Origin of the sequence: Paenibacillus sp. W2I17 (assembly GCF_030815985.1) — a bacterium.
Taxonomy (GTDB): Bacteria; Bacillota; Bacilli; order Paenibacillales; family Paenibacillaceae; genus Paenibacillus.
This window is the reverse complement of record NZ_JAUSXM010000001.1, coordinates 4,907,930-4,924,990: the sequence shown is the minus strand read 5'-3', so window position 1 is coordinate 4,924,990 and position 17,061 is coordinate 4,907,930. Positions and strand designations below refer to the sequence as shown.

The following is a 17,061-nucleotide window of genomic DNA, read 5'->3' as shown; positions in this document are numbered from 1 at the left end:
AGTTTGAATATGAAGCAACTGTAACGTGTTCCGTCGTCTAGTAACTTTCCATGTTTGAGAAGACAAAAAACATGTACGAGATAGCCTAATCAGCCAATTAAGGAAAACGAAAGATACGATTGAGCAAAATTTAGCCGATGCTTGAAGATATCATGAAACAAGCCCTTGTATGACGGCATCAGTGCGGAACATGAAAAAGAATAAGATTCATCTATATCACCTTGGATAAAGGGGTAAATCCATTTTTTTATATGTGTTATGTACTAAAAGGTTTTTTTCAAAAAAGATAGTGCATCTTGAAAATTTGAGAGACTTTAAGAGCAGGTGTCAGCCTCTAGCAAGTATGGTAGGCTGTGTTGTCTATTTGTGAGAAATACAAAATAGTAAATACGACCTTTCATAGTTAACGCGAAACCTATTATACATATTTATGAAAAGCTCAGTCCAAGTGGATCAATTATTCTATTGAGATTAAAGCCACTTCAAAAAGTAAATAACCGTCTCCTATAAAAATACCAGGAAACGGTCAAGTAAGTCTTATGATTTGATATGGTTATGACAACAATTTTTGAAAGCAAATTAGCCTACTACTTCCCTAAAAAAGAGACTTTTGATTCTACTTTTGGTCTATATATATTGGATCCTTTGTATATATCTGAGGATGCAGTTAGTAAAACACTGGTAATACTGGTTCTGGATTCTGCAGTAGCAGACTCGCTCGTTGTATTCAAATACCAAGTTCCAGTTTGCGGCAAGGAAGTCCAAGTTACTGTATCACTATTAGGTGTGACAGCAAAAGGCCATGAAATAGATAGCGTAACACCATTAAACCTATATTTGTAAGAAAGAACAATTTTATCAGCATTGCCAGTACCTAACCAAGATGTCTTCAATGAACCTGAATCGACTTTTAAAACATTTGTTGTAATTGGATATAGATAGGCTAATTCACTATACCCATTAGTAGCCCAAGTTATTTTAGCACTGCTACTATTTGGTGCAAAGGCATTCAACTCATTTACACCACTTCTTGACCAATCATATTTAGTTCCGAAAGTTGAAATCGTTGGCTCCTTCTCTAGTAGATTATCAACGTATTCTGAAACTAGTTCTTTATTTTTCACTTCACTTGGTATAGTAAATGTTTTGTTTCCATATTCATCAAGCCATGTTTGCACATCAAATGCTTCACCTTCTACTTCATACGATTTAGTATCAATTAAAGTAAGAGAGCTATTTTCCTTTGCACTTGCATAACTTAGTGGTACTGTGAGAAGTACTGCACAACATAACGAGATTATACCTTTTTTTACTTTCATGATTTTGTAAACTCCTTTTTTTTTATTTATATCAATTTATTTGATACCGTCAGTTATTGTTTCTAAATTTTTTATTAATTTTTCTTTTCTCGGAACTTGCTTGTGTATTACTCGAAGGATATCAACAGCAATATACGTCGCCAATATATCGTACCCTTCCGAGTAGCCTGAGATATTAAAAAAGCCATTATCTAGCTGCAATTGTTTTATATATCTGTAAACATCTTCATTATCTAGTTTTATTCCCAAGTCCGGATAAACTGTCAACAAATTTATTGCGGTATAATATTTATCAAGCGAAGGAAGAGCCTTAGAATAAAGTGATGTTAAATCTTTAAAGTATATTAATTCAATGTTTTTACTCGGTTTTTCTCGACCGATTATTTCTTCGATCTGTGAAATAAGATATATGTAACTACCCTTCGATACAAAATCCAGACCACTTTGAGCATTTAAATTCTGAATTGTATCTTTTAGATAGTTTATTATTTTGGATTGTTCAGGAACTTCTAACCCTCTTTTCTTGTATATCTCTAAAGCCATTTTTGTATCTAATAGATACAAAAATGGATTTTTTTTATTATTATCATCTATTTCTCTTAAATTAGAATAGTAGAATCCGTCTCCCGAATATAACTCCTCAACAAAGTTAATAATTTTAGTGTCATCTTTCAAATTCACCGACATGACATAAAGCCATAAATCGTACATACCTGGATTGTCATTTATGGAAGCTGTATTTTCGTTTATTCTAGTATCTACTTTTTCTTCTTTTAGCAAATTCATAGTTTTTTTAGAATAGTAAAAATCATAGTAATCAACATTATCTAATAAAGCGCCGCTTTCATCGCTTGGGTAGTTATAAATCATAGTACTATCCTTATTATACAATTCTACATAAGGCTGATATACTTTTCCATCTTCTAGCAAATAATCGGGAATAGAAATTATTACACTTCTCTTTTTAGTATTAATATCTCTATTAATTATCTCATTATTATAAGTAACCTTAATGTTACTTGTTTTATTAAGAAGTTCATTATCAAAAAATGTGACTATAAGATATCCCAAACTTTGTGTCCCTACTACTTCAATCTTTTTATTCTTAATGATTGGAACACTTACGACTTTACTATAATCTACTTTATCACCATTTTTAGTGGCTTCAATTGATCCAATTTCATCATCGGATTTGTAGGAAATTATTGTAATCAATGAGTTTTTTTTACTAATATTTTCATAGTTTAAAATTTCAATTTTTTCATTTTGAGATATAGATAGCACTTCCTCTTTGGTAATACCCTCAGTTTCATTATCAACCAAGGTTTGATTAAAGAGAATAAAAACAGAAACAAGTACAGCTACAATACTAATAAGAACAATATTTATTTTTTTTCTTTTATCACTCATTTTACACCCATACCTTCCATAAACTCTTAAAAATTTCAATTTTACTACACTAATTCCCAAATCAATATACCAATAATAACATTATTTTCATAATTTGAAAAGGTTTTATGGGATTATTAAACAATTCTAAACTCGATACGACATTTAGCCGGTGCTGGGGCATCCAACTCTCACTAGAGAATCTTCAAAGAGCCGGACAAAAAATGAAGCAGCATGTAAATGAATTTCAATCTAGCCTCCCCACAGCAACCAATGCCATTCTCAGACTTATTGAGTCCAGCGATAGCCGCTTTCTTGAACCTATTGTGGATCGGTTAACAAGTGATTTGCATAAATTTAGCCGCTGGTATGAAGAAGAAGCACATATCATTGCAGAGTATATTAATCAAAAAGCGGAAGATTTCAGACAAGCCGACGAGGGTTGAAAAAGGAGCGACGAAGCCTATGTCACGGAGCATTGTTGTAGAATTAGTTGATTTGATGAATGCCGAGAAGGAAATCAATGATTTAATGGATATGCTTGAAGCTAACAAACGTCATGTAAGATCCATTGATGAGAGTATTGGAGATTGGAAAGGTAAATCTGCAGAAGAATTGCGAAGAAAGATGGATCGTTTCCAGAACATTTTAGGAGAATGGATTGAAGATTTCAAGCAGCAACAGATTGAGCTTGTGAAGTATACATATCGTATGGAGCGTGCAGATCGGGGAAATTAGGATAATCCTAAACTGATAAATAAGATGTGAAAAAAGAGGCTCCTTACCATCAAAATGGTAAGGAGCCTCCTTCACTATAAATTTCATTTAAACGAAATACGACCCGATGGATGCTCAGGCAAAATAGCTGTAATCAACTGCTGTACAGCCGGATGATCCGACTGCATCACCGGATCCCCGGCATCACCGCTATATACCAGCTTTCCCTGATCCATCACGGCAATGCGGTCACAGATCGTCATGGCAGCTCGAATGTCATGTGTGATAAAAAGGTAAGACAACCCGTAGGATGCTCTTAACTCTCCCAGTAAGGATAGGATTTGTGTCTGGTGCACCATATCCAGGCTGCTGATCGACTCGTCCAGTACGATTAACTTTGGCTTGAGCGCGATGGCTCGTGCAATGTTAACTCGCTGCAATTGACCGCCGCTGAACTGGTGCGGAAGCTTGCTCCCATCCTCAGGTGTAAGTCCGACCTGGTCAAGCAGTTGTCCAATCACACGAAGTTGTTCTTTTGCCGACAATCGCTCGTAATTATCCAGCGGCTCCCCAATGATCTGCGCGGCAGTCATGAGTGGATTCACAGCCGAATAACAGTCTTGGAACACGACCTGCAAATCACGTCGTAATCCCTTAAGCACGGGTTTGCTGGAGCGGTAGATATCCTGACCTTGAAATAAAACCTGACCCTGGCTGGGCTTCTCCAGACCAAGGATGATTTTACCCAAGGTACTTTTACCTGCTCCACTTGTACCCAGCAGTCCCAGACACACACCCTTTTCAATCGTAAGCGAGATGTCTGCCAACACAGAAGGACGTGCTCCCGAACGATCCAGCCAATTACGTTTGCGATAGTTATGGCTTACTCCACGTACCTGAAGCATTAGGTCATCCTCCTCTCTTGTACTTGGCAGAAACAATCTCTGAAGAAGCCGAAATTACACATCACCATGTTCATTCCACCACTACGCCTAACCGCTTCAAACAGAGCTCACACCAGTTCTACACTTACATTCACTAACGATTCCACTCTTTATTAGTCGCTATCGTCCTATCGTCCCAAAGACATACTGGGTCTGGCATTTAACAACATCCGGGTATACTCATGCTGCGGGTGATCGAACAGTTGGTACACATCCGCCTGCTCCACAATTCGTCCCTTCTGCATAACCGCGACTTCATCCGCCATTTGCGAGATCACGCCCAGATCGTGGGAGATGAGCAAGATGGATGTGCCATACTCCGTACGTAGCCGATCCAATTCCTGAAGCACCTTGAACTGATTCACGACATCCAGTGCCGTCGTTGGTTCATCAGCAATGACCAGGGCTGGTCGCAAGCACATCGATATGGCGATCATCACCCGCTGCAACATGCCCCCACTCAGTTGGAATGGATATCGCTTCATCAGTTTAGCTGGTTCGGGCAAGTTCATATCTGCCAAGGCAGCAATAGCCCGCTCTCGGGCCGCTACTTTGGACATTCCCGTATGCGTACGCAAAGTTTCAATGAATTGAGATCCAATCGTGTACACGGGTGTAAAAGCATTCATCGGATTCTGCATAATAAATCCGATTTCCTTGCCGCGGATGCGCCGCATCTCCTCGCCTGACAACGAGCCAAGCTCCCGTCCATTCAGGCGGATGCTGCCCGACACTTCCATCCTGCGCGGATCAAGCATATGGAGCAACGCGTTACATGTAATGGTCTTGCCGCTGCCACTCTCACCAACCAGACCGAAGACACGACCTTTTTTTAATTCAAAATCAATGGGCTCCAGTAACGGGACTGAACCCTCCGCTGTTCTAAGATTCACTTGCAGACCACGAACTTCGAGTACCTTCGCTGCATCATCCATCGTTACTTTCACCTCCATATGCCTTTGGTTCCGAACCACTACCTTTTTGCTATACCATAACGCTCGGATAACGCTTCACCTAAGATGTTGAACGTAATAACTACCAGTAAAATCAAGGCACCTGGATAGATCATCAACTCCGGATGACTGCGAATGTAACCCGTCCCTTCATGAATCATGGCGCCCCACTCTGCATTCGGTGGTTGAATACCGAGTCCGAGGAAGGACAGAGCGGATATATCCATAATCGCCCAGCCCATCTCCAGCGTGCCCATCACAACAATCGGACGCTGTACATTGGGGATGATATGTTTGCGGATAATTGTCCACGAAGAGGAGCCGCTAATCCGCGCCGCTGCGATGAAGTTCCGTTCCTTCAGACTCACGACCATGTTCCGACAGATGCGTGCATAATACACCCACTGTACCATCATGAGTGCTAGAAGCACCTGCATCAGACCTGGGCCAAAAATCCCCACAATACCCAGCACCAGCACCAGATTCGGAAACGCCATGATGCCTTCACAGAGGCGCATCAGCAGACTGTCCACCCAGCCACCAAGGTAACCGGAGATCGAGCCTACAATGACACCTATGAGCAAAGATGACAGGAAGATCAGGGTAGCAAATCCAAGCGACACCCGAGCGCCATACATCAGCCTGGTGAGATTGTCGCGTCCCAGATGATCCGTTCCGAGCCAATGCTCGAGCGATGGACTCGCCAGCTTCTGTAACAGATTCACCTTCACAGGGTCATGAGGAGCAATCCATGGGGCTAATAACGCTACCATGAAGAAAAGCAATATGATCACCGAGCATATCTGGATGGCTCTCTGTCCTTTAAATACCGCACGCCATTTGTTTATCAATGTTCTGCCCGTCCTTTCGCTGAAATCCGTGGGTCCATAACGAGCTGCACCAGATCAACGAGCAGATTGCATACGATGAACAGGCATGCCGCCAGGAAGACATAACATTGAATCACGGGAATATCCCGGTTAAATATCGCATCGACAAAATAACGCCCGAACCCAGGCCAGGAAAACACCTGCTCTACAATAATGGTGCCTGTGAGCAGCTTGCCCATACTCATCCCCATCCCCGTAATAAGGGGAGATATGGCGATCTTTAGGACATGTTTCAGCATAATGACTCGTTCGCGAATCCCGCGTGTTCTCGCGTACTGTACATATGTCTCCTGCAATTGCTCCAGTACACTGGAACGCAACAATCGGGTGTAGACCGCAATAAGAATCAAAGAGAGTGTAATCGTAGGCAGAACCAGATTCTCCCACGATCCACGCCCCTCCACAGGCAGCCAGTCCAGTTTCACCGAGAAAAAGAAGATCAGCAGGTAACCGAGCCAGAATTGCGGGATCGACGCTCCAAAATAGGAAATCGCCCGGCTGACCATATCAATCCAGCTATTCTTATACACCGCGGCCAGTATTCCCAATGGAATACTCACCAAAGCGGATAACAACATGCTCCAGAAGGCTAGTTCAGCCGTAGCGGGAATCCTTAGTTTCACTTCATCCCATACGGGTTTGTTGGTGAGATATGAGGTGCCAAAGTCGAGCTTGGCAATCTTCTGAATCGTATGCACATATTGGGTTAACATAGGCTGATCCAGACCGAACTCATGCCGCTTTTGCGCAAGCAGCTCCGGTGTTGGATAGATATGAGCGGCTGTCAGATAAGCCTCGGCGGGATCAACCGGCGATATATGAATAAGCGCAAAGGTCACAAGTGTAGCGATAAAAACGATAGGAATGATCGCGATCATTCGTTTACCAATATAACCGATCACCAAACGTTCCTCCCTTTTATCAAGCTACTGACCTTACCACTCTCAAAGTCACTACTTATTAATTGCCCAATTCAATGCCCACAAACGGATTTTCATCACGGTTCGCCGGGAAAATAAAGTTGGAGATTTTCTTCTGATATACAGCCGTTTTCTTAATATAAGAGATCGGTACGATCGCCGACTGCTCCTGAAGTGTTTTCAGGATGGAGCCATATAGCTCTTGGCGTTTCGTCTCGTCTGTGGATGAAAGGGCTGCATGCACCTGATCGTCCAGTTCCATTTTCATCGGCAACGCACTCAGGGTCTCGGAAATCCCGAATCCAGGGCTTGCCACAACATTAATGAAGGAATGTGGATCATATGGCGCACCATAGTTGTACCAGAAATACAGGTCAAAATCATTGGCTTTCAAACGTTTGATCTGTACCGTCAGTTCCAATCCAGTGAGGTTTACTTTAACCCCAAGCTCGCTCCATTCTGCCTGAATGGTCTCAGCCATCGCTTTCTGAATCGGGTCCGTCTTGTCAAAAATCATCTCAAAATCAAGCTGCTGACCGTCTTTCTCACGAACCGTGCCACCTGCAGGCAACTTCCAGCCCGCTTCATCCAGTAAAGCTTTGGATTTCTCCACGTCATACGTGATCGGTTCCAAGTCTACATTAGTGTACGGATAGTTTTTGGACAATACGGTATCGGCTGGTTCTTCCAAACCAGAAGTGACGCCTTCCACCATCGCCTTTTTGTTGAATCCTTGTTGGAGCGCCATCCGTACTCTGACATCGGACATCTTCGGATTGGAAGAGTTCAGCAACAGACTGCGAGTTCCCACAGGATCAGACAATTGCGTTACATACTCATCGTTGTCACGAAGTTGTTGGAATGCATCCAGGCTGATCACACCTTCACCGTAGATCAGGTCGAGATCACCTTTTTCAAAAGCAAGGACACGGGTTTCACCGTCAGGAATGATCTTAACCGTAATCTGATCTACCTTCGGTGCTGTTCCCCAATAGTTCGGGTTACGCTTGAAGACGGCATATTCGTCCTGCTTGTATTCAGCCAGCATCCACGGGCCAGTACCCACCGGCTCTTTGATGCCTTGGGAAGTATCTCCGTCATCCGGGAATCCGGCTTCACCCAGGAAGCGGAAAGGACGAACTACAGACAAATCCTGCAAGACCGGATAATACGGCTCTGTGAGTGTCAACCGGAAAGTCTGATCGTCCACAACCTCCGTCTTGTCGAGCACACCTACAATGCCCAGCCAGCTATGTGTATCTTTATTTTTCATTACAGCATCAAAGTTCTTTTTCACAATCTCAGCATTAAATGGCGTACCATCCGAGAATTTCACACCTTGGCGAAGCTTGAATGTATATACTTTACCGTCATCGGAGATGGTCCATGATTCTGCCAGGGCAGGTTCCAGTTTTCCGTCCTTCTGGTAACTGATCAGCGGCTCATAGAGCATCGATTGGGCAAATAATTGCGAAGGATTGTACGTGTGCGGATTCATTGTACCGATATCACGTGGCCATGACATCGTAATCGACTTCGTAGATGTTTGATCCGAAGCAGCAGATGAGGATTCATCTCCACTTCCTGTATTGCTGCAACCCACAATAACGAATAACAACAAGAGCATAGTTGCCAGCGTGAAGGCCGAAGATTTGCGATGTTGTACAGACATGGATGTTGAACCCCTTTTCTCTATTTTATGATAATGATTATCATATTCATCCATTAAGAATAGGCAGGAGCCCTCATTTTGTCAACAAAATTCGACATAGTATGCATCACTACTAAATATGCCAAAAAAGCCCTTCCTGTAGGAGGAAGAGCCTCTCGACCTGCATATGAATCACAACTGAAAAAATAAGCTCCACCATAATCTGTTATTCCTTGCTCACAGCATGGAAATCACGAAAGTACATATGGAGATATATCACTGAGATTCATCATCACATACACCTTCTTGTTTCTCGTTTAAACTTTTACAGCGATGCCCTCATAGAACCGACGAATTACCTGCTCCGCTGGCTTGCCGTACACTCCATATCCGTCATCGGTCAGCGCATCCTTCTCCGCGTGTAAATTTGCGCTCCAATCCCACAGACCGAATCCGCGTACCCAGTCACGCTGACTGACATGCCGGAACATGGCTTCATAGAAATGCTCCTGTTCCTCCGCGCTGACTTCACCTTCCAGCCCCCAATCGTTTGGTACGTGGGCTGATCCGCTGCGGCTGGGACAGCCTGCTTCCGCGAAGAAAAAGGGTTTGCCATAGGGAGTAATCGCCTGTTCAATGCGATCCAGCTGTGCCTCCCAATCTCCGATGGGATAGTAACCACTGGAAGAGATGACATCCACGGCATCCCACCATTTCACATGACCTTCCTGATATTTGTCCGTGTTGTATGACACCAGTCCCGTGTACACTTCACGCACACCGGCGATCACCTCGCGCCACTCCTGATCCCGACGTTCAGATTGCACCATCTCACAGCCTACAATGAACATCTCACACTTTTCCTGCTCTGCAATCGCTGCATAATGCTTCTGAAATGCCGTGTAGCTGCGGAACCAATCCTTCCACTTTGGCTCACACGGCACATCGATATCAAAAAAGTTAATGTGTGCACGCCATGTGCCATCGGTGCAGTTAACGGTTGGTTTCAGAATGACATGCAGCCCGAGTGTACGGGCATAACGAATCATGTCCACCAGTTCATCATCCTCCACCTGATGTGCACCCCGATACTTGACCTCTACCGCCTGCGGATGATCCTGATGTGCCGCCAGTGCAAAAATAACATGAGAACTGCCTGTACGTTCTGCCATCAGACGCAAAGACTCTTTGGCTTCCGGCTTGCGGAAGTCGCCCCTGCCACTCATCCAGCCAAATGTAAATCCCTTGATATAATCCATATGCATTACAGCTTGCCCTCTTCATGATCTCCGGCGATGACTTCATCCGTCTCGATCACATAGTTCACGATCTCTTCGATGGTCGTGTACGCCACGCCCACATACGTATCGGCAGCGCCATAATAGATGGCGATACGTCCGGTATCGGCATCATGCAGTGTTGCACACGGGAAGATGACGTTATCAACGAATCCTTGTTCTTCATACCATTTTTCCGGTGTCAGCACGAAGTTGGAGGAACGATATTTTACTTTGGATGGCTCATCCAGATCCAGAATGACCGCACCCATGCTATATACCAATCCATTACAGGTTCCCGTGACGCCGTGGTAGAACATCAGCCAGCCTTCGGACGTTTCGATTGGAGCAGGACCGCCACCAATTTTGACCGATTGCCACCAGCCCTGACCGCCTTTGCTCATCACATGACGGTGCTTGCCCCAGTACACAAGATCCGGGCTTTCGCTCAGGAAAATATCTCCAAATGGAGTATGTCCACTGTCACTTGGTCTGGATAACATCACATAGTTATCGTTGATTTTGCGCGGGAACAACACACCATTACGGTTGAATGGCAGCATTGGATTTTCGAGGCGGACAAACGTTTTGAAGTCATCTGTTTTGGCCAGGCCCAGTGCTGCGCCGTAGAAGTCTGTACACCAGATGATGTAATACGTATCCTCGACTTTGACCAAACGTGGATCGTACGCATAGTTCGGCATAAACGGATCGCCATTCTCATCTACAAATGCAATGCGCTCTTCTTCAATCGTCCACTCCAAACCGTCCTCACTCGCCCCCATGTGAAGATGCGGACGGCCATTAACGGTTTCAGCACGGAATACCCCAATGAATTTTCCTTCATAAGGAACAACGGCACTGTTGAAAATGCGGGCAACGCCTTTGACCGGGTTACGCGGAACCACTGGATTCGCCGAGTGTCTCCATACCGGGCCTTCCGTTCCCTCCGGTTTGTTCTCCCACGGCATATTCAGCAAAGCATCCCCAACAATGTGTACGTTTTTCGTTTCAGCAACTGACATTTTCATTTCTCCCTTCGGGTTTTATTTAACGGAGCCTTGCGCGAAGCCGTTGTAGATGTACTTCTGTAACAGCAGGAAGATGATCATCGTTGGAATAATGGCGATCATGATGCCGGCGCTGATGACTTCCCACTGCGATCCGAACGGTCCCTTGAATTTGAACAAGGCGGTGGATATGACCTGTAGATCGGTCTTCGGCATGTACAGGAACGGTGTGTAGAAGTCGTTATAGATGTTCACACCCTTCACGATAATGACCGTTACAATGGCCGGTTTCAGCAGTGGCAGAATGATTTTCCAGTAGATCGTGAAGTACGACGCGCCGTCCAGCATGGCGGATTCATCCAGTGCACTTGAGATGGAGCCCAGGAACTGTAGGAAGATATAAACCGCGATGATATCTGTACCCAGGTACATCACGATGGCCGCCCAGCGTGTGTTAAACAGGTCGAGCGCGTTGATGATCTGGAATGTGGCGACCTGTGTTGTAACACTCGGAATCAGGGTAGCGAGCAGGAATGCCGCGACCATGATTTTCTTGCCCTTGAATTTGAACCGATCCAGTACATACGCGATCATGGAGCCCGTTAAGGTCGCTCCTATAATAGAGATGATCAGAATAATAATGGTATTTTTGAAACCAACCAGCATGTTGCCATCCACAAAAGCCTTCGCGTAGTTTGCAAAGTTCAGCCAGTTGGCTGGCGGGGCAAGCGGGCTGCTGGTAGCGTATTCCGCATTCGTTTTGAGAGATGCAAACAGGATGACCACGATGGGTAAAAGCGCGATAAACGCCGCAAGCACCAGGGAAGCATATTTAACCACGCTCGCAAGGGTGTATTTGAGTTGTGTCACGTTTATTCCTCCCCTTTCATGGTGACGCGCTGCACAAGCGTAACGAGAATAACGATTAAGAGCAGCACCACAGCCATGGCGGATGCCAGTCCCAGCTTGCCGTATTTAAACGCCAAATGAACCGTCTGGATTACAAATGTCATACTGCCGTTGGAACCATCGGTCATGATATATGGAATATCGAACGCACTAATTGCGCCGCTAATCGCCAAGATCAGGTTGAGCTGCAGGATACGTGTAATGCTTGGCAGGATGATGTGGCGGAATTGCTGCCAGCGATTGGCGCCATCAATATCGGATGCTTCATACACATCCTTTGGAATGGAGGAGATTGCACCCAGGAAAATGATAAAGTTGAAGCCCATGTATCTCCATACTGATGCACCTGCGAGTGACACGTTGATAATATTCGGATTACCGAGCCAGAGCTGCGTGTATTGTCCCAGCCCTACAGCATGCATGAGCATATCGAGTGTACCGTCCGGTTTGAAGAAAAAGAGGAAGATAAAACCGATGGCTACCCCATTCAGCAAATAAGGGAAAAACAATATGCCTTTGAAAAAGTTTTTGCCTCGAACTTTGAAACTCAGAATGGTGGCAAAGTAAAGCGCCAAGCCCATCTGTAAGAACGTAGCCACGAAGTAGTACAAGCTGACAATAAATACTTTGAAGTATTCGGGATCACTGAATATGCGCGTGTAGTTCTCAAAGCCAACATAATCAAACCTCTTACTGTATCCGTTCCAATCGGTGAAACTGTATTTGAACATGTTGATGACTGGTAAGTATGCAAACGTAAACAGCAACGCCAGCGGAATAATTGAGAAGGCACAGATGATAAATATGCGTTGCGCTGAGTAGCCCCAATTCGAAAGTTTTAAGTACTTCATGCTCTCCACACCTCCAAGCGGTTCTCCCGCCTATATATCGAAAGACTCCCGTCCAATGGAATCCTGGTGGAACACTGCCGGGGAAGAGCATGGGTATCATGCTTTCAAATACCACATACTCCATGCTCCATTCATAAATGGATTCCTATATCCCCGCAGTTCATTCATCACCTGATCCACTTACGTTAATCCAATTATTTCGTGAGTTCTGCTCTTGCTCTTACCCACTTGTCGTTCAGATCTTTCATGATGTCGTCATACGATTCCTTGCGGTTCCCAATACCTGCTTCGATAATGCGTTTCTTGAAGTCAGGCTGCCAGAGACCGATTTCACCTTCGTTATCAATCTTGTCGACCAGACCTTCCTGACCTTCTTTGGCAGGTGTAAGCGTGGAGAATTTCACATCTTTGTATTGATCCAAAATCGGTGGCAATTCAGCATTCTTGTCTGCATCCATACCGCCGCCCTGTTCAACTGCGTAGTTCGATTTCGCCAGGAACCAGTCAATCCAGGCTTTGGCAGCAGGTTTGTTCTCACTGTTCACGTTCATGCCGATGTTATAGTCGGCGGAGAGCGGAACCACAACCTCACTTGCATTGGTTGGGAAAGGTAAGAATCCGATGTCGTCCGGAGTATCCGTCATTCCTTGGATCTGTGTGATCGCCCAAGAGCCCAGTGCCATCGTAGCGATTTTGCCTTTGGCGAGATCCGCTTTGGAGCTTTCCCAGTCGGTTGTTGTTGGATCTTTCTCGATTAGACCGTTCTTGGCTGCATCATAGAGCACTTTATATAGTTCATAATGCGGCTGACCAGGCACAAAGTTCTCATCTGTGTTCGGTTGGTCCACGTTAACGTAATCCACACTGCCTGCAACGGTTGGCAGATCCGATTCCCATTGGGTGAGAGCCCAGCCGGATGCATAGTTGGTGTAAAGTGGAACCGCATCTGTATTGTCTTTGACCAGTTGAAGCGCAGCCTGGAATTGCTCCGGTGTTTTTGGAACTTCCATAATGCCTGCGTCTTTGAAGACCTGTTTGTTATAAATGATTCCAGAGAACGTAATTACGGTAGGAATACCGTAGACCTGACCATCCACCATGCGTTCTTCAATGGCTGTGTATTTGTCTTTCAATTCATCGTACGTGCCGAGCGGCTCGAAAAAGTCCGGGATATCCGCGATCGGAACACTGGTCGGGATCATCAGTACATCACCGTAATCCTTGGTGCTCATACGGATCTTCACTTGTCCTTCGTAGTCGGCCAGTGCCTGGAAATTTACTTTCACATCGGGATATTCCTTGTTGAACTCAGCCGCATAGTCTTTGAACACGGTATCCACTATATCTGTCCGTTGCGTCAGAACAGTTATTTCACCTTTGATATCTGCCGGATCTGTGCTGATCTCCTCCCCTGCCTGTGAAGATCCACCTCCGGATGAACATGCAGCAAGTAGTGAAGTGATGAACAGCATCGTCAGCAACATCATCCAACCTTTGTTTTTTCTCAATTGTTTCGGCCCCTCTCTTAAATAAATTAAGTTATCGTTAAGGTTACAAAATGAATTCTATTATGGTAACGCTTACCTGTCAATTAAATTATTTATAACTTAACAAGAAAAATTGCGAGTTAATTCGTTGACATCTGTTTTTCAGGGCACTAATATTGTTTAATAAAGTTACCGTTAACTTAACTAATTGAGATTGATGTAACACGTTGAAGGAGCGCTCACTTATGAATACAAAAACAATCGAACTTCAATCTGAAATTAAGGCGCATTGGGAAAAGCAGATTTTACCCTTCTGGTCCAACCTTAAAGATACAACCCACGGTGGATTCTACGGTTGGGTTGGCAATGATCTTCAGGTTAATCAACAGGCGCCCAAAGGCGGGATCGCCACAGCACGGCAATTATGGTCTTTTGCAGCAGCCTATCGGGTAACCGGAAACGAAAGATGGCGCGATCACGCGGAGCACGCCTATCGTTTTCTCGCTGACCATGTGATGGATACCGAATATGGCGGCATGTACTGGATGGTAGATTACACAGGGGAAGCACTGGATACGAGCAAACATGTGTATACGCAATCATTCGGTGTGTATTCACTCAGTGAGTACTATCGTGCTACCGGGGATACTTCTGCATTAGAACTTGCGAAAACGCTTTTTTCTCTAATCGAGGACAAAGGTCTGGATGCCGAACTACCTGCGTACAAGGAACAATTTGATCGCACATGGAAGGAACAGCCCAATGAAATGCTGAGCGAAAACGGGGTGATTGCGGATTACACAATGAATACGCATATCCATGTGCTGGAAGCCTACACCACGCTCTATCGAGTGTGGCCGGATCAACAAGTGAAGGCGGCGCTGGAACGCCTGCTCGGGATTCTATATGAACGGGTGTATGACCAAGACACCAAGTTTCTCGGGGTATTTTTCAACAAACAGTGGGAATCCATCATCGATCTGCGCTCGTTCGGACATGACATTGAAGCCAGCTGGCTGATCGACGAAACGTTAAAAGTGCTGAGGCTAGAACAACATCCGAAGTATGCAGCGATGGTAACGGATATTGCCTATAACATCTCCAATGTAGCCGTGAATGCGGATGGTTCCCTGTTAAATGAGCAAGAAGGTGAACATATCGATGAGAAGCGAATTTGGTGGGTTCAAGCCGAGGCGATGGTCGGTTTCTATAACGCGTATCAGCGTACAGGTGATTCAATGTTTCTGGAGAGAGTGGAGCGCTTGTGGACCTATACAAAAGAAAACATCATTGATCAGCGCGCTGGTGGGGAATGGTACTGGTCGGTTGATGGGAACGGAACACCGGATCAGAGCGAAATTGCCGGACCGTGGAAATGCCCGTATCACAATAGCAGATTCTGTATTGAACTAATCGAGAGGATGGGATCAGAATGATACACCCGAAATACAAGGAGTTACTGGAGAAACAGGAGCAGTTACTTAGTCGCCCTAATGAGATCAATTCTTCCTTCTACAACGGCATATACGATCGGTACCAATATCCGGTTATCACTCGCCATCATGTACCGCTGCATTGGAGATTCGATCTGGATGAGACGACGAACCCGCATTTTATGGAGCGTCTCGGTATCAACGCTACACTGAATCCAGGAGCCATCTATTTCAATGGCAAATACGTCATGGTCATTCGTACGGAAGGATTGGATCGTAAATCGATCTTTGCGCTCGCCGAGAGTGACAATGGAATTGACGGGTTCCGTTTCACGGGTAAACCATTGGTCTGGGATGATATCGATGCGGATGAAACCAATCAGTATGATATGCGCCTTGTTCAACATGAAGACGGCTGGATCTATGGCATCTATTGCTCGGAACGCAAAGACCCGGAGGCTCCTGCATTTGATACATCCAGCGCAGTGGCACAGGCAGGACTGGTTCGTACACGGGATCTTACAAGCTGGGAACGGTTGCCCAACATCACAACGAATTCCCCTCAACAGCGCAATGTCGTATTGCACCCGGAATTCGTGGATGGAAAATATGCCTTCTACACCCGTCCACAGGACGGATTCATCTCGACAGGCAGCGGCGGCGGAATCGCCTTTGGTCTGTGTGAGGATATCTTGAACCCTGTCATTCATGAAGAGACCATTATCGACGAACGGCAATATCATACGGTATATGAGGTCAAAAACGGTCAGGGCCCTGCTCCGCTCAAGACGGATCGTGGCTGGATTCACATTGCTCACGGGGTTCGGAACACTGCAGCAGGCCTGCGTTATGTGTTATACACCTTCGCTACGGATCTGAATGATCCGGCGCGTATTATCGCCAAGCCGGGCGGCCACTTCATTGCCCCTTATGACGATGAGCGTGTAGGCGATGTGTCCAATGTTATTTTCTGCAACGGTGCTGTGGTCAATGAGAAGGAAGAAGTCTTTATCTATTACGCTTCCAGTGATACCCGCTGTCATCTGGCAACAACCACGCTGGAAAAATTAGTCGATTATACTTTTAATACACCGGCTGATCCATATCGTTCCCTGGACTGTGCCAGCCAGCGGGGTCAGCTGATAGAACAGAATGAGAAGCTTTTACAGAAACAATTAACATAACATCGCTATAACAACCTTTCATGCAAACCTGAAAAATGCCGAAAATAGCGAAACAACCGTCAGAATTGCTTTATTCCAAGTTGGTAACGATGTATACTGATATGGATTGTTATTATGTGCGGAGAAA

General features: G+C 45.0%; 16 protein-coding genes. 4 read left to right on the top strand and 12 right to left on the bottom strand.

Annotated features, from left to right (window positions below):
* Window positions 1–587 precede the first annotated feature (587 nt).
* Window positions 588–1,319 carry a hypothetical protein gene (locus QF041_RS22090; protein ID WP_307415686.1) on the bottom strand — a complete coding sequence of 244 codons (732 nt, stop codon included), beginning with the start codon at window positions 1,317–1,319 and terminating at the stop codon, window positions 588–590.
* A gap of 36 nt (window positions 1,320–1,355) precedes the next feature.
* Window positions 1,356–2,729, bottom strand: coding sequence for a prenyltransferase/squalene oxidase repeat-containing protein (locus QF041_RS22085; RefSeq protein ID WP_307415685.1), 1,374 nt, complete (start codon window positions 2,727–2,729; stop codon window positions 1,356–1,358).
* A gap of 203 nt (window positions 2,730–2,932) precedes the next feature.
* Here QF041_RS22085 and QF041_RS22080 point away from each other — a divergent pair, with 203 nt between their 5' ends.
* Together QF041_RS22080 and QF041_RS22075 are read left to right on the top strand one after the other, a co-directional pair.
* Window positions 2,933–3,154 (top strand): hypothetical protein, encoded by a 222-nt coding sequence (locus tag QF041_RS22080; protein WP_307415684.1) that lies wholly within the window; start codon window positions 2,933–2,935, stop codon window positions 3,152–3,154.
* Window positions 3,155–3,173: 19 nt separating this feature from the next.
* Entirely contained in the window at window positions 3,174–3,446 is a 273-nt protein-coding gene (locus QF041_RS22075) for a hypothetical protein (protein ID WP_307415683.1), read from the top strand.
* 83 nt (window positions 3,447–3,529) lie between these two features.
* On the opposite strand, the gene nikE is transcribed toward QF041_RS22075, so the two are convergent.
* From nikE to QF041_RS22025, 10 genes are all read right to left on the bottom strand, one after another.
* The gene (gene nikE, locus QF041_RS22070) at window positions 3,530–4,330 is read right to left on the bottom strand and encodes a nickel import ATP-binding protein NikE (protein ID WP_307415681.1); all 801 of its coding nucleotides are present in this window, start codon (window positions 4,328–4,330) and stop codon (window positions 3,530–3,532) included.
* 167 nt (window positions 4,331–4,497) lie between these two features.
* Entirely contained in the window at window positions 4,498–5,304 is an 807-nt protein-coding gene (locus QF041_RS22065; protein WP_307417030.1) for an ABC transporter ATP-binding protein, read from the bottom strand.
* A gap of 38 nt (window positions 5,305–5,342) precedes the next feature.
* Window positions 5,343–6,173 (bottom strand): nickel ABC transporter permease subunit NikC, encoded by an 831-nt coding sequence (gene nikC, locus QF041_RS22060; RefSeq protein WP_307415680.1) that lies wholly within the window; start codon window positions 6,171–6,173, stop codon window positions 5,343–5,345.
* On the bottom strand, window positions 6,170–7,114 hold the full coding sequence (nikB, locus tag QF041_RS22055; RefSeq protein WP_307415679.1) for a nickel ABC transporter permease subunit NikB: 945 nt from the start codon (window positions 7,112–7,114) through the stop codon (window positions 6,170–6,172). Before nikB ends, nikC begins: the two co-directional genes overlap by 4 nt.
* Before the next feature lie 58 nt (window positions 7,115–7,172).
* The gene (nikA, locus tag QF041_RS22050; RefSeq protein WP_307415678.1) at window positions 7,173–8,804 is read right to left on the bottom strand and encodes a nickel ABC transporter substrate-binding protein; all 1,632 of its coding nucleotides are present in this window, start codon (window positions 8,802–8,804) and stop codon (window positions 7,173–7,175) included.
* Between the two features lie 296 nt (window positions 8,805–9,100).
* Complete coding sequence (locus QF041_RS22045; protein WP_373461403.1) at window positions 9,101–10,042, bottom strand: glycoside hydrolase family 113; 942 nt, start codon at window positions 10,040–10,042, stop codon at window positions 9,101–9,103.
* A gap of 5 nt (window positions 10,043–10,047) precedes the next feature.
* Window positions 10,048–11,085: a glycoside hydrolase family 130 protein gene (locus QF041_RS22040; protein ID WP_307415675.1), complete on the bottom strand. Its 1,038-nt coding sequence runs from the start codon at window positions 11,083–11,085 to the stop codon at window positions 10,048–10,050.
* Between the two features lie 21 nt (window positions 11,086–11,106).
* Window positions 11,107–11,940: a carbohydrate ABC transporter permease gene (locus tag QF041_RS22035; protein ID WP_036606605.1), complete on the bottom strand. Its 834-nt coding sequence runs from the start codon at window positions 11,938–11,940 to the stop codon at window positions 11,107–11,109.
* 2 nt (window positions 11,941–11,942) lie between these two features.
* On the bottom strand, window positions 11,943–12,830 hold the full coding sequence (locus tag QF041_RS22030) for a carbohydrate ABC transporter permease (RefSeq protein WP_017691677.1): 888 nt from the start codon (window positions 12,828–12,830) through the stop codon (window positions 11,943–11,945).
* Between the two features lie 194 nt (window positions 12,831–13,024).
* Window positions 13,025–14,338, bottom strand: coding sequence for an ABC transporter substrate-binding protein (locus tag QF041_RS22025; protein ID WP_307415673.1), 1,314 nt, complete (start codon window positions 14,336–14,338; stop codon window positions 13,025–13,027).
* Window positions 14,339–14,562: 224 nt separating this feature from the next.
* Here QF041_RS22025 and QF041_RS22020 point away from each other — a divergent pair, with 224 nt between their 5' ends.
* A complete protein-coding gene (locus tag QF041_RS22020) occupies window positions 14,563–15,753 on the top strand; it encodes an AGE family epimerase/isomerase (RefSeq protein ID WP_307415672.1) in 1,191 nt (396 codons plus the stop codon).
* The gene (locus QF041_RS22015; RefSeq protein ID WP_307415671.1) at window positions 15,750–16,934 is read left to right on the top strand and encodes a glycoside hydrolase family 130 protein; all 1,185 of its coding nucleotides are present in this window, start codon (window positions 15,750–15,752) and stop codon (window positions 16,932–16,934) included. Before QF041_RS22020 ends, QF041_RS22015 begins: the two co-directional genes overlap by 4 nt.
* Window positions 16,935–17,061: the final 127 nt, after the last annotated feature.